Source organism: Rubrivirga sp. (assembly GCF_965213695.1).
Taxonomy (GTDB): Bacteria; Bacteroidota; Rhodothermia; order Rhodothermales; family Rubricoccaceae; genus Rubrivirga.
The window spans coordinates 2,988,398-3,003,529 of sequence record NZ_OZ243912.1 but is presented as its reverse complement, the minus strand read 5'-3'; the positions used below and the strand labels follow the sequence as shown (position 1 = coordinate 3,003,529).

Sequence of the window (15,132 nt, the reverse complement as noted above, 5' to 3'; positions counted from 1 at the left end):
TCAGGGGAGGGGGGCGAGCCGGTCGAGCTCGGTCTCGATCTCGCGGCGGAGCAGGCGGCGGAACGGCCGGGCCGTCAGCCCGAGCGTGGCCTCGACGCGGACCGCGTCGGCGGCGGCGTCGAGCCGGCCCCGGACGCCGCGGCCCTCGACGAAGACGGTGTCGCCCTCGCGCCGCGTCGTCACGCCGAACTCGCGGCGGAGCCGCTCGGCCACCTCGTCGACGGCGCGGCGGGCGGCCTCGAGGCCGAGCGCGTGGGGGCGGGAGACGACGATGTCGGGCATGGGGGCGGGGCGGGCCGGAGGTACGCGGGGCGTGTGCCCGGGGTCCGAGCGGCGCGCGGGGAATCCCCTGAGTCCGCCGACGGCTGGCGTTGCCGGGCCCGCGGTGGCACCTTCCGCTTTCCCCCGCACGCTCCATGATCGACACCTTCCTCGGCCGCTCGCCCGTCGTCGGCGCCGGCGTCTACGTCTCCGACACCGCCGCCGTCGTCGGCGACGTCACGCTGGGCGACGGCGCGAGCGTCTGGTTCGGGGCCTCGCTCCGGGGCGACGTCCACTGGATCTGGGTCGGCGCCGGCTCCAACGTCCAGGACAACGCGACCGTCCACGTCTCGCGCGGGACGCACCCGTGCTGGATCGGCGAGAACGTCACCGTCGGCCACAACGCCGTCGTCCACGGGTGCACCGTCGAGGACGACGTGCTCGTCGGGATGGGCGCTGTGGTGCTGGACGGGGCCGTGGTCGGGGCCGGCTCGTTGGTCGGCGCCGGCGCCCTCGTGACGGGCGGGACCGTCGTCCCGCCCCGGTCGCTCGTGATCGGCTCGCCCGCTCGCGTCGCCCGGGCGCTGTCGGACGACGAGGTCGAGCGGAACCGGGCGAACGCGGCCCACTACGTCCGCATGGCCCGGATGTACCGGGGCGTCGACCGGCCCGACGTCAACCCGTTCTACGACGGGCGGCCCGGGCCGGACACCCGCTGAGGGACTCCGCACAAGAGCGCCGTGCCGGGCCCGCCTCCGGCAGTCGACGACCTGTGGGGGGCGGAGGCGGACTCCTCCGCGCTTCCGGGTCCGCGTCAGCTCACGCGCCTCGTCGTTGTCCCGGGGCGGTCCGGCGAGGGGACGGGAGGAATCGGAACGCGGGCCGCGCGGCGGCGGCGGAGCGAGCGCCGTCCAGCCGTGGGGGCGGCCCGTTCGGCGCCCTCGTGGCCCCGTCCGACGGGATCCGGCGGGCGACGGCGGCGATGGCGCGATCTTTGGAAGCGCTTCGGGCACCTTCGCTCCCCTTGCCATGACCGCTTCGCGCCTCCGCCTTCTGGCCGCGCTCGGCCTCGCCTGCCTCGCCTCGTCCGTGCTGCTCATCAAGACCGCCTCGTCGTCGCGCGCGTCGATCCTTGACTCGATCTACAGCTAGGACGTCCTGAACGGACCCCGTCGGCCCCGACCGCTCCAGGCGGCGCGGGCCCCCGAGTCGTGACCGGTCGGCGTGCGCACCGGCGGGGCGCCGATGCGCAGGGTGTGCGCGGCGGGGGCGTCGCCTACCTTGGCGTGGGGCGTAACCCGGCCGTGCGTCCCGTCGTACCGGGCTCTCACTCGCCTCCCCGCTCTGATGACGACGGTCTACTGGATCTGCCTCGGCGGCGGCGTGGCCGTCTCGGTCCTGCTCGTCGTCCTGGGCGACCTGTTGGAGGCGGCCATAGACGCGCTCGACGGGGCGCTCGAGGCCATCGACCTGGGCGGCGCGTTCGACCCGCTCTCGGCCGTGTTCGGCGTGACGCTGTTCGGGGGGGCGGGGCTCGTGCTCGACGCCTACACGGAGGTCGGCCCGACGGCCGAGATCGCCATCGCCGCCGCCGTCGGGCTGGTGGCCGCCGTCGTGCTCCACACGGTCTACGTCAAGCCGATGAAGGCGAGCGAGAACTCGACGGGCTTCTCCGTGAGGGAGTACGCCGGCAAGACGGGCGAGCTCACGACGGGCGTCCCGGCCGACGGGTTCGGCGAGGTCGTCGTCCGGATGGGCGCGAGCACGACGTTCCAGACGGCCGCCTCGTTCTCGGGCCGCCCGATCCCGTCCGGCACCGCCGTCGTGGTCGTCGAGGTCGCGGCCGACGGCGTCCTGCGCGTCGCCCCGCTCGACACCGACGACCTCGAAGGCGCCGACCGGCCCGCGCTCCCGCCCCGCTTGCAAACGCACTGACCCTGGCGGTTCGGGGGCCGGAGGTCCGGGGGTTTCTTCCACCCGCGGCCTTGCGAACCCTGAACCCGTGAACCCTGAACCCCCATCCCCATGCTTGAGCTCCTCGGAGTCGGCGGCGTCGTCGCCCTGGGCGTCATCGTCGCCTTCGTGTTCCTCGTCCTTCTCGTCGCGAGCCGGTACAAGACGGTCTCGCCGGACGAGGCCATGATCATCACGGGCGCCGCGCTCGGCGGCAAGAACGTGCTGACCGACGAGAGCGCGCGGAAGGTCAAGATCGTCCGCGGCGGCGGCGCGTTCATCGTCCCCATCGTCCAGCAGCGCGAGCACCTGTCGCTGCTGAGCCACAAGCTCGACGTCATGACGCCCGAGGTGTACACGGCCGAGGGCGTCCCGGTCATGACCGACGGCGTGGCCGTGATCAAGGTCGGGAGCTCGGTCGAGGACGTGGCGACGGCGGCCGAGCAGTTCCTGGGCAAGCCCGACACGGAGCTCCGCGCCGAGGCCCGCGAGGTGCTGGAGGGCCACCTCCGCGCCATCCTGGGCACGCTGACCGTCGAGGAGGTCTACCGGAACCGCGACAAGTTCGCCCAGGAGGTCCAGTCCGTCGCCGCGCGCGACCTCAAGAAGATGGGGCTCCAGATCGTCAGCTTCACCATCAAGGACGTCCGCGACAAGAACGGGTACCTCGAGGCGCTCGGCCGCCCGCGCATCGCCGCGATCAAGCGCGACGCCGACATCGCGGAGGCCGAGGCCACGCGCGACGCGCGCATCAAGAAGGCCAACGCCGACGAGGAGGGCCAGAAGGCCGAGCTCGTCCGGGACACGAACGTGGCCGAGGCCACGCGCGACCGCGAGCTCAAGGTGGCCGCGTTCAAGCAGGACGAGGACACGGCCAAGGCGTCGGCCGACCTGGCGTACGCCATCCAGGAAGCGAGCTCCCAGCGGGCCGTCGTCGAGGAGCAGATGCAGGTCGAGCTCGTCCGCAAGCAGCGCGAGGTGGACTTGGAGAAGCTCGAGATCGAGCGGCGCGAGAAGCAGTACGACTCGGAGGTCAAGAAGAAGGCCGACGCCGACCGCTACGCCGTCGAGCAGGCCGCCGAGGCGTCGAAGCTCCAGCAGGTCCGCCGGGCCGAGGCCCGCCAGTTCGAGATCGAGGCCGAGGCCAAAGCTCGGGCCGAGGGCGCGCGTGCCGAGGGGCTCGCCGAGGCCGACGTCATCCGGGAGCGCGGGCTCGCCGAGGCCGAGGCCAAGGAGAAGCTGGCCGAGGCGTTCGAGAAGTACGGCGAGGCCGCCGTCCTCGACTTGCTCGCCAAGATGATGCCCGAGCTCGCCAAGGAGATCGCGGCCCCGCTCGGCTCCATCGGCCAGCTCACCGTCGTCGACACGGGCTCGGGCCAGGGCGCGGCCCGCGTCACCGACACGGTCGCCGGGCTGATGGCGACGACGCCGGAGCTGGTCAAGAGCATCGTCGGGGTCGACCTCGCCGGGCTCGCCCAGCGGCTCACGGCCGACCGCTCGGTCCCCGCCCTGGGCGACGGGGCCCCGGCGCTCGTCGAGCGGGCCGCCGACAGTGAGACGGACGCGGCCTAGCCGCCTGGCTCGCCCCCGATCCCGCCCCGCTGGCGCTGGCCGTCAGTGGGGCGTTTGTGCTGAGACGGTCTCGAGATTCTGAAGAGACACCCCCTCCCTTTCTTATCCTATTCGGACAAGGGAGAGGGGTTCGCAGGGCCGGCCGGAGGGTCCTCTCTGCGGTGCGGGGGGCCTAGAAGTCCATAAGAGTTACGGGCTGGCAAGGGTGAGGTGCAATGTGGGCCGAATCCCCCTTTCGCGGTATCCTCCGGCTCATCCGAACTGTTGACGTGGCTCACGTCTCGACCCGTGCGCTCGGAGGGCTCACTGGAGTCGCCTCGTCGCTCGCGACAGGCGTCCTCGGCACGTACCTCTATGAGGTGTGGGGCGAGTCACCCCCGGGCTGGCTCCCAACGTTCCTGCACGGGCCGGGTCTGTGGATCGGGCTCGGGGCCGTGGCGGTCGCGGTGGGTGGGGCGAGCGCGCTGGTAGCCCGGCGCCAGGCGTGGACAGCGTGGCAGGCCGCGGTTCGGGCGACGCTGGCGCGGAGCCTTCGGCTCAGGACGGCGACGGTCGGCCAGCGTGAGTCGGCCGTCGCGTTCGTCAACGAGCCGCGAGCGGTCGAGGACCGCCACGGCGCCATCGTCGAGCCCGACTTGTCGACAGCACTCGACGAGTGGACGCAAGGGCGTGTCGGGCTCCCGGCGATCGTTCTCTGGGGTCCAGCCTACACCGGGAAGACGCGGGCACTCGTCGAGTGGCTCCACGCCCATCGCCCCGGGTATCTCGTGGTGATCCCCTCCCTGACCCAGCCCGCGCTGATCGCCGAAGATGTCCCGGCGCGGATTCGGCGGCCCGCCGTCGAGGGCATCTGCGTCCTCTTGCACCACGTCGACGAGCATTACCGGAACGGAACGCTGGTCCACGTTGCCGATTTTGTAGGGACGTGTCGGGACCGGGGCGTGCCCGCCCTCGTCCTCGGCACGGTCGACGCGGGAGGACCGATGAACGCGCTTTCCAGAGACGACAATGCGTTTCTCCGCGAGGCCGATCTCGTCCGGCTCGCGCTCCCCTCGGAGGATCTTCTCCGGGCTGTGGCTCTCCGGGCTGGCATGCCCCTCCCGGACGGTCACGACCCCTCGTTCCGGTTCCTCCACACGGAGACGCTCAATGAGTACCAGCGGGCCTACCGGCGGCTCGTCGACGACCGGTACACCGACGCGCTTGCGCTCCTCGACGCTGCCCGCGCTGCGAGCGACCTCGGCGCCCTCCTCTCGCACGACCTCGTGGAGTCGCTCGCGCGCGTCCTTTTCGGGCTCCGGCCTGAGGAGGCCGACCGCGCCTGGCATCGCCTCTTCGATGATGGGCTCCTCGGCGTCGGCCGTGTCGAAGTGGCCGCGCCGCTGGTCCAGATCCTCCCGCATGTCGTCGTGCCGTCGCCGGTCGGGGACCACTCGGAGACGTCACGGGCGAAGCGGGCCGAGGTGGCTGCCTGGCTCACGGGTTGGGAAGACCACGACGCCGGGCTCGACGTCCTCCGCTCGGCCGTCGAGGCTGCCCCGGACCCGGCCGCCCGGGCCGAGGCGGGGTACTCCCTCTCCGAGCGGCTCCACGAGGTCGGCCACCTCGACGAGGCAACGGCTGCGATGGAGGAGGCCGCCGCCGATGGCCGCCAGTCCGACCGCCCTGAGGGCTGGGTCTGGGCCTCAAAGGCGCTCCGCCAACTCGGCAAGTGGTCATACGAGGACGAGCGGTTTGACGACGCGGACGATCTCTACGAGGCGGCGCTCGCGCAGGCCCGGCGGGCCGGGACGCCCGGCGGTCGGGTCGCCGAGGCCGTTGCGCTCAGGAATCAGGGCAGCCTCTGGGTCGCACGGCCGGATCGGTTCGTGAGTAGAAACGTTGCCCACGAACGTGCGCTAGCTGCGTTCGAAGCGGCGCTCGACGTGAGCCGGCGGGTTGACCGCGCAGATGCATGGGTCCAAACAGCGAGGGCTCTCTATGGTATCGGGTGGATCCGGGGGCTCGTTCTGAAGTGTCGCTTGGAGGCTAGGAATGCGTACTCGCACGCCATCGCCGTCGGCCGGCAGGCCGGAGAAGCCGGGGAGGCTGGGGGGTGGGCGGTGATCGCGAAGGCTGGGGTCTCCCTCGGGAAGATGTTGATTGATGAAGGCGATCAAGCATCGGAGGCGGAGGACATGCTCCGGCAGGCGATCGAGGACGGCAGGAGGGCCGGGGAAGCCGGCGAGGCCCAGGGGTGGTGGGCGGCCTCGTGCGCGGGTGTGATGCTGGGATTTCTGATCAGCAAGCAGCGTGGCCGGCTCCCAGAGGCCGAGTCGTTCTACCGGGGTGCCATTGAGGGCGGGCGTCAAGCCGGGGAGGCGGGTGAGGTCGACGGGTGGGCTTCTGCCGCGAATGCAGGGGGCAACCTGTCGGTCAACCTGTGGTCGAGCCGCCCGCACGAGGCTCAGCTCGTACTCGACCACGCTGTCGCCGACGCCGAGAAGGCGGGATTGGCAGGAGGCGACGATCTCGCCTTCGTCCTCTGCGTTCGGGGCGGCCGTCAGCGGAACCCCGGAGAGTGGGAGAACGCGCGTGCCTCCTTTATGAGGTCCATCGAGGCCGGACTCCGGACTACTGAGAGAAGCATCACTATAGCGGCCATGGGTCTCCGGTGGGCGGCTCTGTCGTCCCGCTGTCTAGGCGAGATGGATCTCGACGAAGGCAACCCGAAGTCTGCACGCATCTGGTTCGAGCAGGCGGTCGACCTCGGCACCCGGTCTGGAACGGATGAGGGCAAGGAGATCGCCGACGAGGCGGCCAGGCTGCTCTCGCGGCATTGCGGCTCCCCGGAGACCAAGGAGTGACACCCTTCTCCGCCCGGGACGTGAAACCCCCAGGTGAAGCTGCTCGACTCCTTCCTCTCGTCCGAGGAGAGGAGTGCCGGAATCAACCACGAGGCCCGCTGAGGTCGCCTACTCCGCCGGGACGATCTGGCCGGTCTCGCTGACCGTCATCCCCTCCGGCGGCGGGCTCGTCGGGAAGTCCGAGATGCTCGTCTCGCCGTCCCACCCGTTGGGGACGTAGTGCGTGTGGCTCCCGTGCGAGATGCCGACGTAGCCGGTCGGCGAGACCACGCTCGTGTCCGACGCCCGGAGCCCCAGCACGTCGGTCAGCACGAAGCCGACGACGACGGCGAGCACGGCGAACACGGCCAGGCGGGCGATGCGACGGGACGACACGGCGGGGGATCGGGGACGGACGCCAAGAGTACGCACCGCCCGCCTCGTCTCCCGCGAACCCTCCGTGACTCACGCCCGCGTCGTACTCCTGATGGGCGTCTCCGGGGCCGGCAAGACGACCGTCGGCCGGGCCCTCGCCGACGCGCTCGGCTGGGCCTTCGAGGACGCCGACGCCTACCACGACGCCGCGTCGCGGGCCAAGATGGCCCGGGGCGAGGGGCTCACCGACGCCGACCGGGGCCCGTGGCTCGACCGCCTCGAGGCCCTCGTCCGCCGCCGCGTGGCCGACGGGCCGCCGACGGTCCTGGCGTGCTCGGCGCTCCGCGAGGCGTACCGCGAGAAGCTGGCGGGGCCGCCCGGCGTCGCCGTGGCGTGGCTGGACGTGCCCCGGGACGTGCTGGCCCGCCGGCTGGCGTCCCGGGACGGCCACTACGCCGGGCCGGACCTGCTCGCGAGCCAGTTCGAGGCCTTAGAGCCGCCGGACGCCGTGCTCCGCCTCGACGGGACGGCCCCGGTCGGCGTGCTGGTCGACGCGCTCCGGGACCGCTTGGCGCCGGCCCCCGGCGCCGGCTGACTCGGCACGGTTACGAGTCCACCGCCTGCTGGCGCCGCTGCTCGGCGCGGGCGTCGACGGCGGCCTTCTGGCGGTAGAGGTCGAGGTAGCTCTCGACGTCGTAGCGGTCGCCGTAGATCTCCTTCATCTTCTTCCACCGGAGCTCGCAGGCGAGCCGGAACGCCGTGTCCTCGCCGTAGCGCTTGATCGAGTACGACGTGCCCCGAGCCACGCCCGGCTCGGGGTTCCACGAGACCGCGTACACCTCGTGGCGGATGCCGCGCCGGTCCCGCTTGTACGTCCGCGACACGCCGACGACGCCGCTCGTGTTGCTCTTGTTGTGGCGGATCAGCCGGCGCCGGCGCGGCTTGGCCGGGAGCTGGGCCACCTCGTCAAGGAGCACCTGGCGGTAGCTCCGGGCCGCCTCGAAGGCTTGGTTCCGCCCGCCCCACTTCTTGTCCGAGAACAGCCGTGAGAACGTCTTCCCGTCCCGGTACACCCGGACCTGCCAGCCGTGCGTGGAGTCGGAGTCGATCCGGATGACGCCTTTCGCGCGGGGCATAGGACAAGGGGTGGGCCGGGGTGGCGGGTCAAGCTACGGAGCCTACTTTTCTGTTTCAACTGGGTTTGTGCATGAGCCAGGGCGACCGCGCGCGAGTCTGGCCACCCGCAGGGGGCGGGGCCGTCGGAGGCGCCGAGGCCGGGGGGCCGAATCGGCGGGGCCGCCACCGGCCACTGTCCACCCGCCACGGGCTCGCCAGCGAGCTCCGGGTAGCGCGTGCTCACCCCGGTGCGCGAGTCGTCACTGCCCTTCGTACGCCCGGTAGGCCGCGTTGACGCCGCAGTAGACCCCGTACATCACGAACCCGACGGCGACGAGCGCGAGCAGCCACGGGCCGTACGGCTGCCGCTGGAGCGCGCTGAGTGCCTGGTCCAGCCCGCCCGCTTTGTCGGCGTCGGAGCGGAGGGCGGCCTGGGCCATGAAGAGCCCCGTCAGGACGTAGACCACGCCGCGCGCGCTCAGCCCCCACTGGCCGGCCTTGCGGACCTTGTCGCGGTGGCGGGCGACCTCCCCCTCGAGCCGAAAGTGGTCCATGAACGAGGCCCGGTACGCTCGGACAAACTGGTAGACGCCGTAGCCCAAGAGCGCCAGCGCGAGGCCGCCCACGATCCAGCGCCCGCCGGGCAGGCCGAGCAGCGTCTGCGCCCGCTCCTCGGTGCCGCCCCCGCTCGCGCCGGCCCCGGAGACCACCTTGTAGGCGGTGTACGCCAGGCCCCCGTAGGCGAGGGCGCTCACCACGTAGAACGCGCGCTTGCCCGCGCCCTCCAGGTCGTCCCCCTCGCCCTCGGGGTCGGTGATCGCCAGGGCCACGCGCCACACCGCGTACGCCGCGAGCCCGACCACCAACACCCAGAGCAGGACGGCCCCGAACGGCTGCTGCGCGAGCGTCTGGAAGGCTCCCGCCTGCCCCTCGGCCTCGCCAGGCCCAACGGCCGCGTCGAGGGCGAGCACGCCGAGCACCGCGTACAGCACGCCCTTCACGCCGTAGCCGACCCGACCGAGGACTTCGAGGGGATGCCGACGGACGTGTTGAGAGGAGGCCATGAGAGCGAGGGGAATGGAGGACGTGGACGGCCCCGCTCTCCGCCGAGATCCACCGTCTCGATCCAAGCGTTCCCGCCGGTCCGCGCCATCAGCGAGCCGGGACGGTCGTCGTGCCAGAGAACCTGCGGAGCTCGTATCGCCTTCGGATCCCTGACGACCGGCGTGCCGCCTACCGGCCCTAATGGCTCCGGCCCTTCCACCCGATCTGGGGGCGGAGCACCAAGGCGACCGGCAGCGTCACGAGGTACACCGTCACGAAGACGGCCATGCCCAGCAACGCGCCCGGCCGCACGCGACCTCCGGCACGCCGACGGACCGCCGCCAGCGCGATCCCGTCCGCGGCGGCCTTGGCGCCGAACGCGGCCAGGCCCGCCAGCGGAGCGACGACGACGGCGGCCACCAGCAGGGCGTGGACGGCGAACAGGACGGCGTAAAGCGGGAGCACCCAGCGGTCGCCGCTCAGGCCACCCCGCGCCCACCGCCGCCGCTGCCCGTACGTCGCAGCCACGCCGTCGGCGGGGAGCGACCAGACGACGGAGCCCGCGGCGAGTGGGAACCGGACGCGCCAGCCGGCCTCGGCCACGGCCTGGACCAGGATGAAGTCCTCCGTGACCGAGACCGGGAGCGCCGGGTACCCGCCGACGCCCTCGTAGGCCGCCCGGCGAACGCCCATGTTGTTGCCCATCCCGGTCGCCGGTGCCCCCGCTTCCGCCGCCGCGCTGACGTAGCCGAGCAGGAGCTCCCAGTCGAGCGCCTGGACCCGGTCGAACGGGCGGCCCGGCCGGGGCGCCAGCCGCGCCAGCCCGCACGCGATCCCGACGGTCTCGTCGGCGAACGCGGCGGCCAGCGTGCGGGCCCACGTCGGGACGGGCGCGCAGTCGGCGTCGGTGATCACGACGACCTCGGCGTCGACGGCCTCGAAGGCGGTGTGGAGGGCCTGGGCCTTGCCCCGGAGCGGCCCGTCGGGGTCGGGCACGCGGAGGTAGCGGACCGGCGGGCCGTCGCCGGCGGCGTGCTCGCGGACGACGGCGGCCGTCCCGTCGGTCGAGTGGTCGTCGGCCACGACGACGGTGAGCCGGTCGGCGGGGTAGTCCTGGGCCCGGAGCGCGTCGAGGCACCGCCCGAGGCAGTCCTCCTCGTCCCGAGCGGCCACCACCACGGCGACGGTCGGCAGGTCGGCGTCGGCGAGCGGCGGCGGGACCGGGGCCGTCAGGATCCGCCCGGCCACCAAACACGCCAGCACGGCGTAGCCCCCGAACACCAGGGCGAGGGCGAGCGTCATGGGGGCGGAAGGGCGGGAAAGCGCCACCCGGCGGCGGCGAGCCGGGGCAGGGCGAGGTCGAGCGCGGCGATGGCGCGGGGCGCCGGGGCGCCGTCGTGGAGCGCCACGATCGAGCCCGGCCGGGCCAGCCGGACGACCTCGTCGGCCAAGGTCGAGGGCGACCGGGAAGGTAGGAAGTCGCCCGGCATCACGTCCCACAGCACGATCCGCCGGTTGCCGGCCCGGGCCCACCGGACGATGCTGGGCGTCACGCGGCCGTACGGCGGGCGGACGTCGCGGACCGGCTCACCGGTCAGGTCCTCCAGCACCCGCTCGGCCCGCTCGAAGCCGGCGCGGACCTCGCGGGGCCGCGTCCGCCACGCGCTGACGTGGGCGTCGCCGTGGTTGCCGACGCGGTGGCCGGCGTCGACGATGGCGCGGACGAGATCGGGCCGCGCCTCCGCCCGCCCGGCCGACAAGAAGAACACCGCGCGGGCGCCGTGACGGTCGAGTGCGTCCAGCCAGCGCGGCGTCCCGCTTGCGTCCGGCCCGTCGTCGACGGTGACGTAGAGCGTGCGCTCGTCGCCGCTCGGCCCACGCACGACAGCGCCGGGCACGAGCGGCCCGAGCACCCGTGGGAGGAAAGAGTCGCGGAGAGTCAGTGGGCCAGTGCGTCAGTGATCAATGGGTCGGTGGCCGGACACGGTTTAGACGTCCCGACTCGGTCCCTCCGGCCGATACGCGCCGCCGAAGGTGCGGGTCGGCCTGGATCAGACCCGATCTCCTGCATCACTGACGTACTGGCCCACCGGCTCACTGATCGACCTGCCGGCTCTTCCACTCGAACCCGCCGAACGGGCCCCGAGCGAACGCGGCGACGGACTGCGGCGCGTGGAGGACGAGGTGGAGCGGGTACACCGCCAACAGCCGCGTCTGCCCGAACCGCTGGGCGGCCGGGACGAGGACCGCCAGGTCGCCGACGGCCTTCAGCGCCAGCGCGCCGCCGACGAACGGCCACAGGCCCGGGACGAACGGGGCCGCCCCCATCGCCACGACGAGCGCTACGAAGAACGCGCCGATGCCGGCCAGCGTCGCCTTGAGGTGGCCGGGGTAGTTCAGGCTCTTCGACGCCCACCGCCGCCGTTGGTGGCTGAACTCGCGGACGGTCCGCACCGGCTCGGTCACGACGAGCGCGCCCGGCTCGGCGCAGAAGCGGACGTCGAGCGGGGTCGTGTACGCGATCTTCTGCATCAGCAGCTCGTCGTCGCCGCTCGTGACGTGGTCGATGCCCGAGAACCCGTCGAGCGCCTGGAACGTCTCGCGCCGGTAGCCGACGTTGGCCCCGTTCGCCAGGCTCGGCCGGCCCAGCCCGATGCCGCCGGCCCCGCACGCCATCACCCCGAAAAAGTCCATTGCCTGGAGCCGGACGAACAGGCCGTCCGTCGGGCGGACGGTGAACGCGACGGGGCCGGACACGAACGCCACCTCGGGGCCCTCGAACTGGGCCGCCATCGCGCGCGCCCACCCGACCGGGACCACGCAGTCGGCGTCGGTCGTCAGGATGAGCTCGCCGCGGGCGTGGGCGACGGCCTTCTCGATCGCCCGCTTTTTGTGGGCCCGCTGGCGCCGCCGGTTCTCCGGGATCTGGACGAGCCGGAGCCGGCCGGCGCCCTCGGACTCGTCCCAGTCCGCCTCGGCCAGCTCGTGACCGGCCGTCGCGAGCGCCGGCGCCGCCGCCATCCGCGCCCGGACGACCGCCGCCGTCGCGTCCGACGAGTCGTCGTCGACCACGATCACCTCGAGCTTCTCGCGCGGGTAGTCCGCCGCCAGCACCGAGTCGACGCACGGGCCGATGGTGGCCTCCTCGTCGCGGGCCGGGACGACGACGGTGATCGTCGGGAGCGCGGCGTCGGGCCGTGCCGGGACGGCGTCGGAGCGGGCGGCCTCGCGGCGGAAGCCCCGGGCCCACAGGCCCAGCCGGGCGACGTAGGCGAGGCCGAGCGCGAGCAGGAGGAGGCCGAGCGCGCTCGTCATGCCGTCGGGGCGGGCTGGCGGAGGGGGGCGGCGTCGGGCTCGGCCCCACCGCGTTGGGGCAGGCTGTCGCGGCGCAGGCGGAGCTGGAGCAAGAGCGGCGTCCCGGCGAGCGCCGGCAACAAGAGGTTCAGCCCGAACAGGGCCAGCGAGGCGTCGAGCGCGGCGGCCGGCGCGACGCCATAGGCTCCGAGGAAGAACACGGCGGCCCCCTCGCGCACGCCGAGGTCCCCGAGCGTCACCTGGGGGATGGCGCTCTTGGCGAAGAACACCAGGGCCACGCCGATCCACAGCCCGAGCCACGGCGCCTCCGGCGCGACGGCCCGCGCCAGCAGGACGAACTGGCCCGAGAACACGACGTAGCGGACGGCCGACAGCGCCAGCAGCGTCACGGCCTCTTCCTGGGGGATCTTCGAGAACGACGCGGCGGCCCGGCGGACCGGCGCGAATGGCAGGACGGTCGTCAGCGCGACGTGGGCCAGGCCGGGGAACAGGATCAAGGCCACCAGCCCGCTCGTCGCGAGCCACCCGACCACGAGCACGGCCGGCCACAGCGGCGAGGCGGCCTCCTGCACGCGGAGGTACGGGCCGAGCGCGACCAGCCCGCCCACCAGGCACGCCGCCAGCGTCGCCATCCGCTCGCCGAACGTGAGCGCGGCGCTCGCCGACGCCGGGATCTCGCGGAGGTAGACGGCCCGCCCCACGTAGTCGCCGATCCGCCCCGGCGTCAGGAGCCCCAGCGGGTACGAGCCCACGACGGCCCGCAGCACGTCGCGGTGGCGGACCGACGGCTCGATGGTTCGGACCAGCCGGCCCCACCGGTACGCCTCCAGCCCGATGTTGACCGGGACCAGCGCCAGCGCCACGAGCGCCCACCGCGGGTCGGCCTGGGACACGGCCCGCCACACCTCGGCCGGCTCGACGACGTGGACGAGCGCGGCGACGGCGACGACCGCCAGCACGCCCTTCAGCGCGAACAGCCAGGGGGGGGTCTGGGGGAGGGGCACGGGCGGACGTCCGGGGGAGGGGCGGCGCAAACTACCGGCCGGCCGGGGCCGGGCACGCCGAAGAGCCCGTGAGGGGAGGGAGGAGAGGGGAGTGTGGGGGTGTGGGAGGGCGAGGGGCCAGCGTCATCACGTCATCCTCACCCCACCCCCAGACGGCTCCCGGAGTTCAGCATGGGGTTGGAACCTTCGGTGTCCCGGAACGGGGCCGGTGCGCCTCTGCCCGTTCCCCGTTCCCATTTCCCCATTCCCGCGAGCGCCAGCGAGCCTCTCACCGGAACAGCGGCCGGGCGTCGCGCAAGTCGTACGCGATCCGCAACGTGGCCACGGTGACGCCCCCGGGGCCGACCCCGAGCAGCGTCCCCAGCACGACGCGCTCCTTGTCCAGGTTGACCAGCCCGAACCCGAGCGCGAGCGACGGCCGGAGCGCCGCCGTCCCGTCGTCTTCCAGGAACGAGCCCTCCTGGAACGACACGCGCGGCGTGAACTGCTCGAACACGTTGTCGTAGGCGTTGCCGAGGTAGCCCATGACCACGGCGTCGACTCCGTAGATGCCGAGGAAGTCGTACACCGGCACCCGGATGCCGACGCCGCCGGCCACGACGTCGCGGCCCGTCAGCCGGTCTTGGCGGAAGGCCGTCGCCACGCGGGCGTCGAGGGTCGGGAGGTAGTAGAACGGGATCGGGTCGTCCTGGCCGTCGCCGTCGGCGTCGCCGCTCCGGGTCAGGATGCCGATGGCCCGCGCGAGGACGGCCGTCCGGCCCCGGATGGGGACGTAGCCGATGACCGAGCCCGCGTACCGGGCCAGCGTCAGGTCCGTCTCGTCGAGGGCCACGAACCGTCGGTGCTCGACGGTCGCGTACATCCCCTGCCGTGGGTATGCCGGCCAGTCGCGCAAGTCGGTGGCCACCTCGATCCCGAACGACGCCCCGTAGCGGTCCTCGCTGTCGGCGACCTCGACGGCCTCCCGGGAGGCGTCGCCGAACCCGGCGAGGGATCCCGGGCCCGCCCCGTCGTTGATCCCGCCCGAGTAGTCGTAGAGCAGGCGGACGCCCGGCTGGACGTACAGCGCCGTCGTCCCGAGCGGGTAGATGCCGGCCCGGACCTCGGCCTGGGCCGCGTCGTGGAACAGATTGACCTCGCTCTCGGGCACCGTGTTCGGGCCCAGCCCGAAGTACCGCCGCCGCGCCGTCGTCGACCCACCGACCGAGACCAGTCCGTGGACGACCGAGTCGTACGGGTTGTTCGTATAGACCGTGACGTCGGCGCCCTGGTAGTGCTGCTGGAGCGTGAGGTCGACCGTGAGGTCGGTCCCGGTCCAGCCCACGTTCCGGACCCCGACGCCGCCGCCGATCCCGAACCCCCGGTTCGTCGAGTACAGCGCCGACGGGGCCACACGGGGGCGGAACTGGATGCCGGGGCCGCTCTCCTCGTCGGCGGGCACCGGGCCTTCCTCGAACACCGACGTCACCTCCTCGACGGCCTCGGCCGCCGGCGCGTCGGTCTTGGGGGGGCGGTCCGTCGTGTCCGCAGGGACCGGGGCGGGCGTCTGGAGGAGGGCGGCGAGGACGAGGGAGAGCGCGAGCACGGGCCGGGGGGTGGGACAGGACGACTGCCCTCTCGAGAGGCGAGGCTCCCTCTCCACCCTTCGGGGGGAGAGGGCTGGGGTG

The 15,132-nt window shown here is 73.2% G+C and carries 15 protein-coding genes; 6 read left to right on the top strand and 9 right to left on the bottom strand.

All coding sequences use genetic code 11. The annotated features are described in order from the left end of the window. Positions 1-282, bottom strand: a complete 282-nt coding sequence (locus ACOOHE_RS13380; RefSeq protein ID WP_420454586.1) for a polyhydroxyalkanoic acid system family protein — start codon at positions 280-282, stop codon at positions 1-3. Positions 283-416: 134 nt separating this feature from the next. Here ACOOHE_RS13380 and ACOOHE_RS13375 point away from each other — a divergent pair, with 134 nt between their 5' ends. The 5 genes from ACOOHE_RS13375 (at position 417) to ACOOHE_RS13355 (ending at position 6,632) form a co-directional block, all read left to right on the top strand. Further along, positions 417-980: a gamma carbonic anhydrase family protein gene (locus ACOOHE_RS13375; protein ID WP_420454585.1), complete on the top strand. Its 564-nt coding sequence runs from the start codon at positions 417-419 to the stop codon at positions 978-980. Positions 981-1,290: 310 nt separating this feature from the next. Continuing rightward, positions 1,291-1,413 (top strand): hypothetical protein, encoded by a 123-nt coding sequence (locus ACOOHE_RS13370; protein WP_420454584.1) that lies wholly within the window; start codon positions 1,291-1,293, stop codon positions 1,411-1,413. Between the two features lie 195 nt (positions 1,414-1,608). Continuing rightward, positions 1,609-2,196 (top strand): protease, encoded by a 588-nt coding sequence (locus ACOOHE_RS13365; protein ID WP_420454583.1) that lies wholly within the window; start codon positions 1,609-1,611, stop codon positions 2,194-2,196. A 90-nt stretch (positions 2,197-2,286) separates the two neighbouring features. After that, positions 2,287-3,786, top strand: coding sequence for a flotillin family protein (locus tag ACOOHE_RS13360; protein ID WP_420454582.1), 1,500 nt, complete (start codon positions 2,287-2,289; stop codon positions 3,784-3,786). Positions 3,787-4,055: 269 nt separating this feature from the next. Further along, on the top strand, positions 4,056-6,632 hold the full coding sequence (locus tag ACOOHE_RS13355; protein WP_420454581.1) for a hypothetical protein: 2,577 nt from the start codon (positions 4,056-4,058) through the stop codon (positions 6,630-6,632). A 108-nt stretch (positions 6,633-6,740) separates the two neighbouring features. Here the strand turns inward: ACOOHE_RS13355 and ACOOHE_RS13350 are convergent, their stop codons facing one another. Beyond that, entirely contained in the window at positions 6,741-7,007 is a 267-nt protein-coding gene (locus ACOOHE_RS13350) for a hypothetical protein (protein WP_420454580.1), read from the bottom strand. 64 nt (positions 7,008-7,071) lie between these two features. On the opposite strand from ACOOHE_RS13350, the gene ACOOHE_RS13345 reads away from it, so the two are divergent. After that, the gene (locus ACOOHE_RS13345) at positions 7,072-7,581 is read left to right on the top strand and encodes a gluconokinase (RefSeq protein WP_420454579.1); all 510 of its coding nucleotides are present in this window, start codon (positions 7,072-7,074) and stop codon (positions 7,579-7,581) included. A gap of 10 nt (positions 7,582-7,591) precedes the next feature. On the opposite strand, the gene ACOOHE_RS13340 is transcribed toward ACOOHE_RS13345, so the two are convergent. The 7 genes from ACOOHE_RS13340 to ACOOHE_RS13310 all read right to left on the bottom strand — a co-directional run bounded on the left by ACOOHE_RS13340 (position 7,592) and on the right by ACOOHE_RS13310 (position 15,050). Continuing rightward, complete coding sequence (locus ACOOHE_RS13340; RefSeq protein WP_420454578.1) at positions 7,592-8,122, bottom strand: hypothetical protein; 531 nt, start codon at positions 8,120-8,122, stop codon at positions 7,592-7,594. Positions 8,123-8,362: 240 nt separating this feature from the next. Next, positions 8,363-9,166 (bottom strand): DUF1206 domain-containing protein, encoded by an 804-nt coding sequence (locus tag ACOOHE_RS13335; RefSeq protein ID WP_420454577.1) that lies wholly within the window; start codon positions 9,164-9,166, stop codon positions 8,363-8,365. A 178-nt stretch (positions 9,167-9,344) separates the two neighbouring features. Beyond that, positions 9,345-10,448, bottom strand: coding sequence for a glycosyltransferase (locus ACOOHE_RS13330; RefSeq protein WP_420454576.1), 1,104 nt, complete (start codon positions 10,446-10,448; stop codon positions 9,345-9,347). Beyond that, positions 10,445-11,044 (bottom strand): polysaccharide deacetylase family protein, encoded by a 600-nt coding sequence (locus ACOOHE_RS13325; RefSeq protein ID WP_420454575.1) that lies wholly within the window; start codon positions 11,042-11,044, stop codon positions 10,445-10,447. The genes ACOOHE_RS13330 and ACOOHE_RS13325 overlap by 4 nt, the downstream gene beginning before the upstream one ends. Positions 11,045-11,240: 196 nt before the next feature. Next, entirely contained in the window at positions 11,241-12,461 is a 1,221-nt protein-coding gene (locus ACOOHE_RS13320; RefSeq protein ID WP_420454574.1) for a glycosyltransferase, read from the bottom strand. Beyond that, a complete protein-coding gene (locus ACOOHE_RS13315) occupies positions 12,458-13,465 on the bottom strand; it encodes a lysylphosphatidylglycerol synthase transmembrane domain-containing protein (protein ID WP_420454573.1) in 1,008 nt (335 codons plus the stop codon). The genes ACOOHE_RS13320 and ACOOHE_RS13315 overlap by 4 nt, the downstream gene beginning before the upstream one ends. Before the next feature lie 268 nt (positions 13,466-13,733). Next, positions 13,734-15,050, bottom strand: coding sequence for a hypothetical protein (locus tag ACOOHE_RS13310; protein WP_420454572.1), 1,317 nt, complete (start codon positions 15,048-15,050; stop codon positions 13,734-13,736). Between the last annotated feature and the right edge of the window lie 82 nt (positions 15,051-15,132).

Coding starts and splice junctions, on each gene's coding strand:
- ACOOHE_RS13380 (WP_420454586.1), bottom strand. CDS start 282: ATGCCCGACATCGTCGTCTCCCGCCCCCACGCGCTCGGCCTCGAGGCC.
- ACOOHE_RS13375 (WP_420454585.1), top strand. CDS start 417: ATGATCGACACCTTCCTCGGCCGCTCGCCCGTCGTCGGCGCCGGCGTC.
- ACOOHE_RS13370 (WP_420454584.1), top strand. CDS start 1,291: ATGACCGCTTCGCGCCTCCGCCTTCTGGCCGCGCTCGGCCTCGCCTGC.
- ACOOHE_RS13365 (WP_420454583.1), top strand. CDS start 1,609: ATGACGACGGTCTACTGGATCTGCCTCGGCGGCGGCGTGGCCGTCTCG.
- ACOOHE_RS13360 (WP_420454582.1), top strand. CDS start 2,287: ATGCTTGAGCTCCTCGGAGTCGGCGGCGTCGTCGCCCTGGGCGTCATC.
- ACOOHE_RS13340 (WP_420454578.1), bottom strand. CDS start 8,122: ATGCCCCGCGCGAAAGGCGTCATCCGGATCGACTCCGACTCCACGCAC.
- ACOOHE_RS13335 (WP_420454577.1), bottom strand. CDS start 9,166: ATGGCCTCCTCTCAACACGTCCGTCGGCATCCCCTCGAAGTCCTCGGT.
- ACOOHE_RS13330 (WP_420454576.1), bottom strand. CDS start 10,448: ATGACGCTCGCCCTCGCCCTGGTGTTCGGGGGCTACGCCGTGCTGGCG.
- ACOOHE_RS13320 (WP_420454574.1), bottom strand. CDS start 12,461: ATGACGAGCGCGCTCGGCCTCCTCCTGCTCGCGCTCGGCCTCGCCTAC.